Raw genomic sequence first — 14202 nt, 5'->3', positions numbered from 1 at the left:
CTGAGTATGAGCAAAACACCCTTCCGGCAAAATGGATAGGGTGTTTTTTTATGAAATGGGAGGGATGGAAATGAGACACTTACGAACGATGAGTGACTTGGCTAACGAGGAAATTATGGCACTGATTGAAGAAGCAACGGAATTTCAGCAAGGCAAACAATGGACACCAGAAAAACAGACATTCGTTGCCAACCTTTTCTACGAATCAAGTACAAGAACAAAATGCAGCTTTGAAGTGGCAGAAAGAAGACTAGGTCTTCAAGTACTACCATTTGAAGCCAGCACATCAAGTGTCAACAAAGGTGAAAGCTTGTATGATACCGCTAAAACTCTAGAGTCCCTTGGCGTACGTGCACTTGTCATTCGCCACCCCGAAGAAGAATATTTCAACCAATTACATAACATAGATGCGGCGATCATCAACGGAGGCGATGGTTGTGGAAATCATCCAACACAATCGCTCTTGGACTTGATGACAATTTTCCAAGAGTTTAAGCACTTCGAGGGCTTGAAAATCACCATCATCGGTGATATCCGCCATAGCCGGGTAGCGAGATCGAACGCAGAAGTTCTAGAGCGACTCGACGCAGAGGTAAGATTTGTCGCTCCTGATGAATGGAAAGATAAGAGTTACCCAAAAGAGGCTTACATCTCAATGGAAAACGCGATACAAACAAGTGATGTGGTAATGCTTTTAAGAATCCAACATGAAAGGCATCATAGCGGTATTGCAGGATTGGATGATTACCACGGGCAATATGGTATGACAATCCAACGAGAAAAAGAAATGAAGCCAAACAGCATCATCATGCACCCGGCACCGATCAACCGCGGGGTGGAAATTGCAAATGAGCTGGTGGAATGCGAGCGCTCAAGAATTTTCAAACAGATGGAAAATGGCTTGTACATGAGAATGGCTGTACTGAAAAGAGCACTAACAAACAATGAAGGAGGAAAAGAGCATGACAACATTATTAAAGAATGGGAAATGGCTTAATTCTGAAGGTGAACTAGAAAAGGTGGATATCCTGATTGAGGGTAAAAACATTAAAAGCATCGCCTCCAACATTGATGATAAAGGGATAGAGGAAGTAATCGATCTTGAAGGGAATCTAGTATCCGCGGGATTCATTGATGTACATGTACACTTAAGGGAACCTGGCGGGGAAAAGAAAGAAACCATTGAGACTGGAACGAAAGCAGCGGCTAAAGGTGGCTTCACCACGATCTGCGCGATGCCTAATACAAGACCGACCCCTGATACGAAAGAACAGCTAAATTGGTTGAATAATAGAATCGAAGAAACGGCAAGTGTTCGTGTCCTTCCATATGCTTGCATCACAACAAGACAGCTTGGACAGGAACTTACGAATTTTGCACAATTAAAAGAAGCGGGTGCATTCGCTTTTACAGACGATGGGGTAGGCGTACAGGATGCCTCCAAAATGCTTGAAGCAATGAAACAAGCGGCGTCTCTTGATATGGCGATCGTTGCTCATTGTGAAGAAAATACCCTGATAAATAAAGGTTCTGTCCATGAAGGGACGTTTTCCAAGGAGCATGGCTTAAATGGAATTCCATCTGTATGTGAATCCGTTCATATCGCACGTGACATCTTGCTGGCGGAGGCCACGGGCTGCCACTATCATGTCTGCCATATCAGTACAAAAGAATCGGTTAGGGTGGTAAGGGACGCAAAACGGGCTGGAATAAAGGTTACTGCTGAAGTCAGCCCACATCATTTGTTGCTATGTGAAGAGGACATTCCTGGACTTGATCCAAATTTCAAGATGAACCCGCCATTAAGAGGGAAAGCGGACCAAGACGCGTTAATCGAGGGGTTGCTTGACGGAACCATTGATTTCATCGCAACTGATCATGCCCCTCATACAGCGGAAGAAAAAGCAGAAGGCATGGAGAAAGCACCATTTGGAATCGTAGGACTAGAAACTGCCTTTCCATTACTCTACACAAACTTTGTGGAAACAAAGAAATTTACACTAAAGCAATTATTAGCTTGGTTGACTGTTAAACCTGCAGAAGTGTTCAAACTGCAAAGTGGAAAAATTGAAGAAGGAGCCACTGCAGATCTTACCATTATCGATTTGAATATCTCATCAACTATTAATCCGGAAACCTTTCTTTCCAAAGGGAAAAACACACCTTTTACGGGGTGGGAATGTAAAGGTTGGCCAGTAATGACAATAGTAGAAGGAAAACTAGTTTGGCAGAAAGGTAGTGTTCAAGTATGAATCGACAACTAATTTTAGAAGACGGCACTTTCTTTGTAGGAAAGGCGTTTGGCAGCTTAAAGGACTCTATTGGTGAAGTGGTTTTTAATACAGGAATGACAGGCTATCAAGAAATTTTATCGGATCCATCCTACTGTGGTCAGCTAGTTACCCTCACATATCCACTTGTAGGAAATTACGGAGTGAACAGAGATGACTTTGAATCCATTCATCCTGCCATCCACGGTTTTATTGTAAAAGAAGTCAGTGATTATCCTTCCAACTTCCGTAATCAATGGACACTGGATGAGTTTTTCAAAGCGAAAGACATTCCAGGAATTGCAGGGATTGATACAAGAAAACTGACAAGAATCATTCGTCAGCATGGAACATTAAAAGGAGCATTATGCGGACTTGATGTAGACCGTGATGAAGTAGTTCAACAATTGAAAACGACGACGCTTGCAACCAACCAAGTACATCAAGTATCCACAAAGACGGCTTATCCTAGTCCAGGTCGCGGGTACAGAGTGGTTCTTGTGGACTTCGGAATGAAGCACGGTATTTTACGAGAATTGAACAAACGTGGATGTGATGTGGTCGTGGTTCCTTACAACATCACAGCTGAAGAAATCATGCAGCTTAGCCCGGACGGAGTGATGCTGTCCAATGGACCTGGAGACCCAAAAGACGTTCCGGAAGCGATCACGATGATTCAAGGACTACTCGGAAAAGTACCGGTATTCGGAATTTGCCTCGGACACCAGCTATTTGCCCTTGCATGTGGAGCGGATACGGAAAAAATGAAATTCGGTCATCGAGGATCCAACCACCCGGTAAAAGATTTGAAAACCGGAAAAGTGGCATTAACTTCCCAAAACCATGGCTACACCGTAACGGAAGAGTCATTAGGAAATACAAGACTAGAAGTAACACATATCGCACTAAACGACGGTACGGTCGAAGGGATCAAACATAAAGATTACCCTGTTTTCACGGTCCAATATCACCCGGAAGCAAGTCCAGGACCAGAAGATGCGAACTACTTATTTGATCAATTCATGGAACTTATAAAGGAAGCAAAAAAGGAGGAACTTGTATGCCAAAACGTCTAGACATCCAATCCATCTTAGTAATCGGGTCCGGTCCTATTGTGATCGGGCAGGCAGCAGAATTTGATTATGCAGGTACGCAAGCGTGTATCGCCCTTCGCGAAGAGGGCTACCGCGTTATTCTAGTAAACTCCAATCCTGCAACCATCATGACAGACCAAGAGATGGCGGACAAAGTATACATGGAACCATTAACGGTCGAATTTGTAAGCAGAATCATCCGCAAGGAACGACCAGATGCCATCCTTCCTACCCTTGGTGGGCAAACAGGCTTAAACCTTGCTGTGGAACTGGCAGAAGCAGGGGTTCTAGAGGAATGTAACGTACAGATTCTCGGGACGAAGCTATCTGCTATTCAAAAAGCAGAGGACCGCGACCTGTTCCGTACTTTGATGAATGAACTGGGAGAGCCTGTCCCTCAAAGTGAAATCATCATAAATCTTGAAGAAGCTTATGAATTTGTTAAGCAAGTAGGGTACCCGGTCATTGTAAGACCTGCCTATACCCTTGGCGGAACAGGCGGAGGAATTTGTTCGGACGAAGAAGAGTTAATTGAAATCGTGACAAGCGGACTGAAAAATAGTCCCGTAACACAATGTCTACTAGAGAAGAGCATCGCTGGATTTAAGGAAATCGAATATGAAGTGATGCGTGACAGCAATGACAATGCAATTGTAGTCTGCAACATGGAAAACATCGATCCGGTCGGAGTACATACGGGAGACTCCATCGTGGTGGCGCCGAGCCAAACACTAAGTGACAGGGAATATCAGTTGTTGCGTAATGTATCCCTGAAAATCATCCGTGCCTTGGAAATCGAGGGTGGATGTAATGTACAACTCGCGCTTGATCCACACAGTTTCAACTACTACATTATTGAAGTAAACCCAAGGGTAAGCCGCTCATCTGCACTTGCTTCCAAAGCAACAGGTTACCCAATTGCTAAATTAGCTGCGAAAATCGCAGTAGGTTTGACTCTAGATGAAATGATGAATCCTGTTACAGGCAAAACGTATGCATGCTTTGAGCCGGCACTGGATTATATCGTAACAAAGATCCCTAGGTTCCCATTTGATAAGTTTGAGTCAGCGAACCGTCGACTTGGCACTCAAATGAAAGCAACAGGAGAAGTAATGGCTATTGGTAGAACGTTTGAAGAATCACTTCTAAAAGCAGTTCGTTCTCTTGAATCCAACATCTCCTACCTTGAGCTGGAAGGAAGCGAAGGGTTTTCAGATGAACTAGTGGAAAAACGTATCAGAAAAGCTGGGGATGAAAGATTGTTCTATATCGCGGAAGCCATGAGAAGGGGCGTCACCATTCAGACTATCCATGATTGGTGTGAGATTGATCTGTTTTTCCTACAAAAGCTGCATAAAATCTTGGCGATGGAAGAGTTTATCACAAGCAACAATGGTTGCATCTCCACGCTGATCGAAGCGAAAGAAATGGGCTTCAGCGACGAGACGATCGCAAAATTATGGGCCACAAGCGAAAGAGACATCTATGAACTGCGTCTTCAAGAAAGAATAGCACCAGTGTATAAAATGGTAGATACTTGCGCAGCTGAGTTCGAGTCTAGCACCCCTTACTACTATGGAACGTATGAAGAGGAAAACGAATCCGAAGTTACCGAAAAAGAAAGCATCGTTGTGCTCGGCTCCGGTCCTATTCGAATCGGCCAAGGTGTAGAGTTTGACTATGCAACGGTCCATTCTGTTTGGGCAATTAAAGAAGCGGGTTATGAAGCAATCATCATCAACAATAATCCAGAGACAGTATCAACAGACTTCAGTATTTCTGACAAGCTTTATTTTGAGCCATTAACGATTGAAGATGTCATGAATATCATCAATCTGGAAAAGCCAAAAGGAGTCGTTGTACAATTCGGTGGCCAAACGGCAATCAACCTTGCAGCGGAATTAGAAGCAAGAGGAGTTAAGATTTTAGGTACTACCTTAGAAGACTTAGATCGAGCAGAAAATCGCGATAAATTCGAACAGACATTGAACACCCTTGATATTCCACAACCTAAAGGGAAAACAGCCATCTCTATCCCTGAGGCAATCGAAATTGCCGAAGGAATAGGCTACCCGGTGCTTGTGCGTCCATCGTATGTTTTGGGCGGTCGTGCGATGGAAATCGTCTATAAGTCTGAAGAGCTTTTACACTACATGAAAAATGCGGTAAAAATCAACCCGGAACATCCTGTACTGATTGATAAATACATGACAGGTAAAGAAATCGAAGTAGATGCAATTTCAGATGGAAAAGATGTATTCATCCCAGGAATAATGGAGCATATCGAACGCGCTGGTGTTCACTCAGGTGACTCGATTGCGGTCTACCCTCCACAAACATTGAGTGAAGGTATCAAAGAACAAATCATTGATTACACAACTAGATTGGCACAAGGCTTGAACATTATCGGACTACTAAACATTCAATTTGTCATCTACAAAGAGGAAGTCTATGTAATAGAAGTAAATCCAAGATCAAGCCGTACAGTACCATTCTTAAGCAAAATAACCCATGTGCCAATGGCCAAGGTAGCTACCAAGATCATTTTAGGTGAAACGCTTGCTTCACAAGGATATGGATCTGGACTGCAGCCGGAAACAAAAGGTGTGTTTGTGAAAGTACCGGTATTCTCTTTTGCAAAACTGAGAAATGTGGATATCACCCTTGGACCGGAAATGAAATCTACAGGAGAAGTAATGGGGAAAGATATCACCCTAGAAAAAGCGCTATATAAAGGTCTGGTTGCTTCTGGGATTTCCATAAGAACTTACGGTTCTGTATTGTTCACCATTGCAGACAAAGACAAAGAAGAAGCACTTCAACTTGCAAAAAGATTCCACCGTATCGGTTACAAACTTTTAGCTACAGCAGGAACTGCAGAATTCTTTGGCGAATCAGACATCCCGGTAACGGTTGTCAATAAAATAGGCGGGGAATCACCGAACCTGATTGATGTGATTAGAAAAGGGCAAGCACAATTTGTTATCAACACGTTGACTAAAGGAAAACAACCTGCTCGTGACGGATTCAGAATCCGCCGTGAATCAGTAGAAAATGGGATCCCTTGCCTAACATCCCTTGATACAGCAAAAGCGATCCTTAGAGTATTAGAATCGATGACATTCTCCATTGAATCGATCGAAACCTTGGAAAGCACAGAAAAAGAGGCGGTGTACAGCTAATGAAAAAAGCCTGGATGACCATCATCTCACAAACTAATATTGCGCGTAATATTTATGAAATGACCTTAGAAGGAGAACTCGTCGACCTGATGAGTTCCCCTGGTCAGTTCGTTCATATTCGTGTAACAGAAGGTTTCGATACCCTTTTAAGGCGTCCTATCAGTATCTCTTGCATTGATAAAGAAAAAAGACAATGCAAGATCACATACAGAGCTGAGGGAAAAGGAACGATGCTTTTGGCAGGAAAGCAGCCAGGCGAAAAGCTGGACATTTTGGGGCCACTCGGAAACGGATTTAACGTGGAAGAACTACAACGTGGCGATCATGCATTAATAGTGGGGGGAGGAATCGGTGTCCCGCCACTGCTAGAGTTAACCAAACAGTTAAACCGCAGAGGAGTAAGTACCACCCATGTACTTGGCTTTCAATCAAAAGAAGACGTTTTTTATAAAAATGAATTTGCTTACTTCGGTGACACTTACGTAGCGACGGTTGATGGGACTTACGGAACAGAAGGCTTCGTGACAAATGTGCTGGAGGAGATTCAAATACCCTTCACGACACTTTTTGCATGCGGTCCAACACCGATGCTTGGCGCACTGGAAAACCTATATCCGGATAAAAACGTCTACCTCTCTCTTGAAGAGAGGATGGGATGCGGAATTGGGGCTTGCTTTGCATGTGTTTGTCATCTTCAAAACGATCCAGAAGGGTACTCTTACAAAAAAGTTTGTACAGATGGGCCGGTTTTCCGAGCAGGGGAGGTTGTACTATGAGTTGCTTATCAATAAAGTTGCCAGGCCTTGATTTGAAAAATCCCATCATGCCAGCATCAGGCTGCTTCGGGTTTGGTAGGGAATTTGCCAAGCTATATGACTTGAATGTTTTAGGAGCAATCATGATTAAAGCTACTACTTCAGAGCCAAGATTCGGAAACCCGACTCCAAGGGTGGCGGAAACGAACGCAGGAATGCTGAATGCCATCGGGCTGCAAAACCCTGGATTGGAAAAAGTTATGTCTGAAGAACTGCCATTTTTAGCGGATTATAATGTTCCAATCATTGCAAATGTTGCAGGATCTGTGATTGAAGATTATGTGAAGGTAGCAAAAGAGATATCCTTGGCTCCGAATGTTCATGCACTAGAGTTGAATATTTCCTGCCCAAACGTAAAAACAGGGGGAATTGCATTTGGAACGGACCCGAAGGTGGCATTTGAAGTAACAAAAGCGGTCAAGGAAGTTTCTGATGTACCCGTTTACGTAAAATTATCCCCAAATGTTGCAAACATTTCAGAGATTGCTGTGGCGATTGAAAAGGCTGGAGCCGATGGGTTGACGATGATCAATACACTGCTTGGTATGAGAATCGATTTGAAAACCGGACGACCAGTGTTAGCTAATGGTACTGGTGGATTATCCGGTCCTGCGATAAAGCCTGTAGCGATTCGAATGATCCATGAAGTCAGTCAAAAGGTTTCCATCCCTATCATCGGCATGGGCGGCGTACAAACTGCTGAAGACGTCTTAGAGTATCTATTTGCAGGTGCAAGTGCCGTAGCTGTTGGAACCGCAAACTTTGTAGATCCGTTTGTATGTCCGACCATCATCGAAGAACTTCCATATAAAATGCACGAATTAGGGTTTGAGCATATTTCAGAGTGTATCGGAAGGAGCTGGAAGCAGCATGCAAAAATCGCTTATAGTCGCGCTTGATTTTGCAGGTAAAGAAGACGTTCAGGAATTTCTTGCACATTTTGGTGGGGAAAAATTATATGTAAAAGTCGGAATGGAATTGTTTTACCAAGAAGGACCAGGAATTGTAGAATATTTGGTTGCAGAAGGTCACGAGGTATTTCTTGATTTGAAGCTTCATGACATACCAAATACTGTTTATAAGGCAATGAAAGGTCTTGGGAAATTAGGTGTAGGGATGACCAATCTCCATGCTGCCGGCGGTAAAGATATGATGAAAGCCGGTTTGGAAGGTTTAATGGAGGGGGCCAGTGGACGACGCCCTAACTTGATTGCTGTCACGCAGTTAACTAGCATGTCGGAAAAGCGTATGCAAGAGGATCTCATGATTAATGCTCCGCTTAATGAAGTAGTTCTGCACTATGCACGCAATGCATTTGAGAGCGGCTTGGATGGTGTGGTGTGTTCCTCACTAGAAGCAACGATGCTGCGAGAGGCTTTTGGAGTGCAGTTCAAAAAGGTGACCCCAGGAATCCGGATGAAAGAAGATAGTATGGATGATCAGCAGCGCGTGGTAACTCCTATGGATGCACGTATTTTTGGTGCGACAGAGATTGTAGTAGGACGCAGTATCACCCGTGCTGGTGACCCACGCAAGGCTTATGAAACAATTATACAACAATGGCAGGGAGTGGAGATAGGATGAACGAGCTTATGAACAGAACAGTGGCAGAAGACTTATTGGAAATTAAAGCAGTATTTTTTCAACCGAACGATCCGTTTACATGGTCTTCAGGAATTAAATCACCCATTTATTGTGACAACCGTTTAACCATTTCTTATCCACAGGTTAGGAAAAACATATCTGAATCTTTGTCACGTTTGATTGTTTCAAAGTTTCCAGATGTGCAGGTGGTAGCCGGTACAGCGACAGCGGGCATTCCGCATGCTGCATTAGTGAGCAATGAACTGAACTTGCCTATGTGCTATGTTCGAAGCAAGGCAAAAGCGCATGGAAAAGGCAATCAGATTGAAGGACGTGTGGAAGCTGGACAGAAGGTAGTTGTCGTGGAGGATTTAATTTCCACAGGCGGGAGTGCAATCGCGGCAGTTCAGGCGCTGAGAGAAGCTGGGTGTGAAGTACTAGGTGTAGTAGCAATTTTTACATACGGTCTGGAAGTTGCAGATGATAATTTGTCTAATTACGAGATTATAGCGCATGCACTTTGTGATTATCAAACATTGATAGATGTGGCAATCGAGAAGAACTACATTGCAGAAGGTGATCGCAAGAAGCTTTCAAAGTGGGTGGAGAACCCGACTAGTGAGACTTGGATGGAGTTCTAAAGATTTTTTGGGGAATCCCTTGGACTGTTGGTGGTCTGGGGGATTTTTTGTGTGTGCGGATAGCTTTGAAATGGAAGAGGCATCGGTTTATTTGGATGAGTGGAGAAAAGAAAAGATTAACAGCTACCTATTTTAAGATTAGGTAGCTGAAATGGAAAATTGTAGAATATGAGAGTTTAGAGGTAGAAATACGGCTGGGAAATGTACAAGCGAATCCGGGAAATGTAGAAGGTCGAAGGAAAAGTGGTAGAAGGTTTTGAATTAACGGTAGAAGGTGGATTGAAGGGGAGCGGAAGCATGGGAATCCCTGTTGTTCCTGGCGAGAGGCGCCACAAAATTATCTGAAATGCCTCAGGCTGATCGAAGTCATCAATAAGCTAGAAGATTACCTACTTTTAAAAATTAGTAGCTGAAAAGCAAAAATGTAGAATATGAGAGTTTAGATGTAGAAGTACGGCTGGGAAATGTACAAGGTTGCACTAAAAGTAGTAGAAGGTCCAATTTTAACGGTAGAACCCCAAAGTGAACCCCGGTAGACCCCATATCTGTTCAATAAATCCAATAACCTAAATATTAATTCCAAAAAATAAAACAAAATTCCTTATGTAAAGCAGGAACCTCATCAAAAAATGTCGAAATATGTAACTGAACTACTGTGAGAAAGGTGTGAAAAATTGAATAAACAAACATATCGTCGTTCAATCATGCAGTGCAAACTTGATGCCTTACATAGAAGACTGCCACCTCAACATGAAAAATACCCACAGATTGAGAGTGAATTAGGCAAAAGACGTTCTGGAGATTTTGGCGAAAACTCCATAGATTATTATTTAGCGCAATTAAGTGGAATTCAGGATTGTATTGTAGTTAAAGGGGCAAGACTACTCCTGAATAACCATCACTTCCAAATGGATACTCTTCTACTTTTCCCTTCATTCTTTATCCTCTTAGAAACCAAACACCTAACCGGGACACTTCTTTTTGATCCTGATTACCAACAACTTATTCAGACTAAAAAAGAGGATATAATCCATGAAATTTCCAGACAAGATCCGATCCTCCAAGTGAAAATGCAATATAATCAATTTAAGCGGTGGTTAACCAACCACGGCATAGAAGGGTTCCCAGGTTATTGTTTTGTAGTTGTGACAAACCAAAACGCTATTGTAAAAGCACTTTCCAACCCTACTCTAGTACAAGAATTCGTGGTGAGAAGCCCTGCACTGCCATTTAAAATCAACGACATTCTAGCAAACCAGCAGTCAGCCCGCTCCACCATATATTCCCTACATAAAATTTCCGTACTAATAACCAACAACCATGCTCCCAAAAACGTAAATATCCTAAAAGATAACAATATAGATCCTACAGATATATTGACAGGAGTTGCTTGCCCTGATTGCAACAAACTGGCTATGGAGAAGCACCCAAGAAAATGGAGCTGCCCTTATTGCAAACACCAATCAAAGAAAGCTCACATTCAAACCCTGATTGACTATTCTCTTTTATTTGGCCCATCCATTTCAATTAGTAAGGTGTGTGAAATTTTACACATAAATAATGTACGTAGTGCTAGAAAAATGATAAAAGAGTTATCACTTAAGAGAATCGGAACTACTTACAACTCTAGATACTGTTTAAAAAGTCTCCAAATACAACAAAACGCACCCATATCACAGGGTGCGTTCGTTAACTTCATCATATTAGATTAATTTTTCAATTTTGCTGTCTTTCTTCAGATCTTCAACAAGAGTTTGAAGTTTCTTTTGTGTTTCTTCTTGTTCAAGTTGACCGCGGATTTGGTCTTCCACTTCCGCAAGTTCCGGGAATTTGTTTTCTGGTGCTTCTTCCCCTTCAGGAGCTTCCGCTTGTTGAGCTTCGCTTTGCTCTTTTGCTTGGTTGTAGTATTCTTTGATCTGCTCGTCCGTTACTTTTGTTTCAGGGAATTCTTTTTCCATGTACTTTTGAAGTGCCAATTCTTCAGAAATTTGCGCCTTCAAAGTTTCCATAGTCAGAGGGCTTGCTTCAAGAGCCTCTTCGAATTTTTCTTCACTTTCGTAGTTTGCTTTAATATCGTTGATGTAGTCTTCAATTTCTTTTTCACTTGTTTTATAGCCTTTGCTTTCCACTTCTTGAGAAAGGATTTTTTGATCAATCAATGCGTTTAATGTTTGGTCCTTCATTGCCTTAGCGTCTCCGCCTTGACCGAATTGCATCATCATCATTTGAGTTTGTTGAAGCATTTCATTATATTCCTGGCCTTTAATTTCCTGTCCGTTGACTTTTGCGACAACTTTTTCAGGATCTACTTTTTCGACTTCAGGGGTTTGCTGTTCTTGTCCTTCTTGAGCTTCTTTGTTTTCATTGGCTTCTTTAGAAGCATTGTTTCCATCAGAACCACATGCAGCTAATAGAACAGCTGTTAACATTGCTACTAGAAAAATCGTTAATTTGTTTTTCATGTTGTTACCCTCCATTTGAAAAAAACATTTAAAACTATTTTTCCATTTAAACATGGTTTTTATAAGGAAGCAAATAATTACCCTTCTTTTTGTAAAAATAAACCTAAATTGTGATTATATTTAAATAATTTGACAGAAAAGCACCTGCAAATTAATGAGGCCACTGTAAAACTGGTATTATATAGTATTTTGTAGTTTCGAGCTGAGGATTGGAGCAAAAGGCGAAGACTCCTGAGGGAGATAGGGCTAGGTGGAGACCCCACAGGCGAAGCCGAGGAGGCTCCAGCAGCGCCCCTAGGAAAGCGGAGCCATTTGCGGAAATCCTCAGCGGTGTCTATACAATATCTAAATTGAAAGACTTTTTCAGTGGCCTAAAATTAATACAGGTGCTCTTCCTTATTTCCTCAACCCAATAATCATTTCCTCATCAGGAGTCACATAAATGGTCTGTTGTTGTTCGTATATGACAAATCCCGGTTTGGAGCCGGACGGTTTTTTCACATGTCTCACTTTAGTGAAATCAACAGGAACGGAACCGGAATGGCGCGCTTTACTGAAGTATGCTGCAATGGTAGCTGCTTCTTTGATGGTATCTTCAGTTGGCTCATCACTTCTAATGACAACATGAGACCCAGGGATGTCCTTTGTATGCAGCCATATATCGTCACGTCGTGCAACCCGGTTGGTCAGATGATCGTTTTGTTTGTTGTTCTTCCCGACAAGAATTTCTGTGCCGTCGGTAGCTAGGTAGGTTTCTAGTACAGGCTTTTGCGGTTTAACTTTTTTACGCTTTTGCTTCATACGCAAATAGCCTTCTTCCATCAGTTCCTCACGGATTTCTTGGATATCTTTTGGAGAGGCGGTTTCCACTTGTTGGTTTAGCATATCAAAATACTGAATTTCGGCCTTTGCCTTCTCAATTTGTTCCTGCACGATAGCTAATGAGTTTTTAGCTTTTTGATATTTGCTAAAGTAGCGCTGTGCATTGCTTGATGGGGAACGCTGCGGGTCCAATGCGATGGTGATGGTTCCGGCGTTCTCATCGTAATAATTCACGACAGTTACTTCTGTATCTCCTCTTGAAATCTGATATAGGTTGGCGGTCAAAAGTTCGCCATATAATTGATATTTTTCCGCGTCTCTTGCGTCATCAAGAGTTTTCTCTAGCTTCACAATTTTCTTTTCATTTTTTTGAATTTCATTTGTAATAAATCGTTCCAAATCATTTGCTTGCTGTTTGACTCTATCTCTCGATGCTTTACCGAAGTAGAAGCGATCAAGCGTTTCGCTCAGTGTGGAGAAGTATTTGCTTTCTCCTTTAATGTGTTCCAAATCAAGTAAGTAAAAAACCTCTTTGTTACCATCCGTAATGATTTGAGGGGAGAGGTCCCCAGCCTTTATTTTTTCCACTAACGCCATAAAGCTCTTCGGAAGCGTGTCCCTATTGACAAGGCCGGCCCTGTGAACAGTTTCTTTTGCGAAAATAGGGGAAACCCCTGCAAATGTATTTACTAGCTGCTTATCGAGCCTACCTCCAATAAAATCAAGTTTTCTTTGAACCGTTTCTTCGGTAGCTTCGAGTGGATTAAGTTTGTCTTGTGATGGAGGCAGCACATAGGTCTGACCCGGTGTCAGGCTGCGGTGTCTGTTTTGTGCCATCGGTACATGTTTGATGCTATCCAAAATCATCTGTTTTTCTTTATCCACAAAGATGATGTTGGAATGACGTCCCATAATTTCTACTATTAGTTGCTTGTAAGAAACATCCCCAATTTCATTTCGTGCTTTTACATCAAAGACGATGATACGGTCCATATCAATTTGGTGAATTTGTGTAATGATAGAGCCTTCTAAATGCTTTCTTAGCAACATGCAAAACATCGGCGGCTCAGATGGATTTTCATAGGATTCTTCTGTCAGGTGCATTCTTGCATAGCTAGGATGCGCACTGATCAGTAGCTTATGATTGGTTCTTCCGGAGCGGATGGTTAAGATAAGCTCATTTTTATAGGGCTGATAAATCTTTGTAATTCTCCCGCTTTCTAGCTTATCCTTCAACTCTGCAGTCATGGCGTATGTAAAAATACCGTCGAAACTCATATATGTAAACTTCCCTTCTTGTTCTAAACCTAAAAGATTTCTCTTTTATCATTA

General features: G+C 42.2%; 11 protein-coding genes. 9 read left to right on the top strand and 2 right to left on the bottom strand.

Annotation, left to right across the window (positions count from 1 at the left end):
- The first annotated feature begins 70 nt into the window (after positions 1 to 70).
- The 9 genes from FZC76_RS01880 to FZC76_RS01840 all read left to right on the top strand — a co-directional run bounded on the left by FZC76_RS01880 (position 71) and on the right by FZC76_RS01840 (position 11298).
- Positions 71 to 997 (top strand): aspartate carbamoyltransferase catalytic subunit, encoded by a 927-nt coding sequence (locus tag FZC76_RS01880; RefSeq protein ID WP_148986572.1) that lies wholly within the window; start codon positions 71 to 73, stop codon positions 995 to 997.
- On the top strand, positions 963 to 2252 hold the full coding sequence (locus FZC76_RS01875) for a dihydroorotase (RefSeq protein ID WP_148986571.1): 1290 nt from the start codon (positions 963 to 965) through the stop codon (positions 2250 to 2252). The genes FZC76_RS01880 and FZC76_RS01875 overlap by 35 nt, the downstream gene beginning before the upstream one ends.
- Positions 2249 to 3346, top strand: a complete 1098-nt coding sequence (locus FZC76_RS01870; protein ID WP_148986570.1) for a carbamoyl phosphate synthase small subunit — start codon at positions 2249 to 2251, stop codon at positions 3344 to 3346. The genes FZC76_RS01875 and FZC76_RS01870 overlap by 4 nt, the downstream gene beginning before the upstream one ends.
- The gene (carB, locus tag FZC76_RS01865; protein WP_148986569.1) at positions 3331 to 6546 is read left to right on the top strand and encodes a carbamoyl-phosphate synthase large subunit; all 3216 of its coding nucleotides are present in this window, start codon (positions 3331 to 3333) and stop codon (positions 6544 to 6546) included. Before FZC76_RS01870 ends, carB begins: the two co-directional genes overlap by 16 nt.
- The gene (locus tag FZC76_RS01860; RefSeq protein WP_148986568.1) at positions 6546 to 7322 is read left to right on the top strand and encodes a dihydroorotate dehydrogenase electron transfer subunit; all 777 of its coding nucleotides are present in this window, start codon (positions 6546 to 6548) and stop codon (positions 7320 to 7322) included. Before carB ends, FZC76_RS01860 begins: the two co-directional genes overlap by 1 nt.
- A complete protein-coding gene (locus FZC76_RS01855; protein ID WP_148986567.1) occupies positions 7319 to 8260 on the top strand; it encodes a dihydroorotate dehydrogenase in 942 nt (313 codons plus the stop codon). Before FZC76_RS01860 ends, FZC76_RS01855 begins: the two co-directional genes overlap by 4 nt.
- Positions 8232 to 8945: an orotidine-5'-phosphate decarboxylase gene (pyrF, locus tag FZC76_RS01850; RefSeq protein ID WP_148986566.1), complete on the top strand. Its 714-nt coding sequence runs from the start codon at positions 8232 to 8234 to the stop codon at positions 8943 to 8945. The genes FZC76_RS01855 and pyrF overlap by 29 nt, the downstream gene beginning before the upstream one ends.
- An 8-nt stretch (positions 8946 to 8953) precedes the next feature.
- On the top strand, positions 8954 to 9586 hold the full coding sequence (gene pyrE, locus FZC76_RS01845; RefSeq protein WP_148986974.1) for an orotate phosphoribosyltransferase: 633 nt from the start codon (positions 8954 to 8956) through the stop codon (positions 9584 to 9586).
- A gap of 674 nt (positions 9587 to 10260) precedes the next feature.
- Positions 10261 to 11298: a nuclease-related domain-containing protein gene (locus tag FZC76_RS01840; protein WP_148986565.1), complete on the top strand. Its 1038-nt coding sequence runs from the start codon at positions 10261 to 10263 to the stop codon at positions 11296 to 11298.
- On the opposite strand, the gene FZC76_RS01835 is transcribed toward FZC76_RS01840, so the two are convergent.
- Both FZC76_RS01835 and FZC76_RS01825 read right to left on the bottom strand, forming a co-directional pair.
- A complete protein-coding gene (locus FZC76_RS01835; protein WP_187441927.1) occupies positions 11290 to 12048 on the bottom strand; it encodes a SurA N-terminal domain-containing protein in 759 nt (252 codons plus the stop codon). The genes FZC76_RS01840 and FZC76_RS01835 overlap by 9 nt on opposite strands.
- Positions 12049 to 12444: 396 nt before the next feature.
- A complete protein-coding gene (locus tag FZC76_RS01825) occupies positions 12445 to 14148 on the bottom strand; it encodes an Rqc2 family fibronectin-binding protein (protein WP_148986562.1) in 1704 nt (567 codons plus the stop codon).
- Between the last annotated feature and the right edge of the window lie 54 nt (positions 14149 to 14202).

Origin of the sequence: Sutcliffiella horikoshii, assembly GCF_008180725.1 — a bacterium.
GTDB classification, from domain to species: domain Bacteria; phylum Bacillota; class Bacilli; order Bacillales; family Bacillaceae_I; genus Sutcliffiella_A; species Sutcliffiella_A horikoshii_B.
Note: the sequence above shows the minus strand (reverse complement) of the source record. Positions and strands in the feature narration are given on the sequence as shown.

Bases quoted from the DNA above. Each gene is read 5' to 3' on its own strand.
- pyrF (WP_148986566.1), top strand. From the start codon at position 8,232: ATGCAAAAATCGCTTATAGTCGCGCTTGATTTTGCAGGTAAAGAAGAC.
- carB (WP_148986569.1), top strand. From the start codon at position 3,331: ATGCCAAAACGTCTAGACATCCAATCCATCTTAGTAATCGGGTCCGGT.
- pyrE (WP_148986974.1), top strand. From the start codon at position 8,954: ATGAACAGAACAGTGGCAGAAGACTTATTGGAAATTAAAGCAGTATTT.
- FZC76_RS01855 (WP_148986567.1), top strand. From the start codon at position 7,319: ATGAGTTGCTTATCAATAAAGTTGCCAGGCCTTGATTTGAAAAATCCC.
- FZC76_RS01875 (WP_148986571.1), top strand. From the start codon at position 963: ATGACAACATTATTAAAGAATGGGAAATGGCTTAATTCTGAAGGTGAA.
- FZC76_RS01880 (WP_148986572.1), top strand. From the start codon at position 71: ATGAGACACTTACGAACGATGAGTGACTTGGCTAACGAGGAAATTATG.
- FZC76_RS01870 (WP_148986570.1), top strand. From the start codon at position 2,249: ATGAATCGACAACTAATTTTAGAAGACGGCACTTTCTTTGTAGGAAAG.
- FZC76_RS01825 (WP_148986562.1), bottom strand. From the start codon at position 14,148: ATGAGTTTCGACGGTATTTTTACATACGCCATGACTGCAGAGTTGAAG.
- FZC76_RS01835 (WP_187441927.1), bottom strand. From the start codon at position 12,048: ATGAAAAACAAATTAACGATTTTTCTAGTAGCAATGTTAACAGCTGTT.
- FZC76_RS01860 (WP_148986568.1), top strand. From the start codon at position 6,546: ATGAAAAAAGCCTGGATGACCATCATCTCACAAACTAATATTGCGCGT.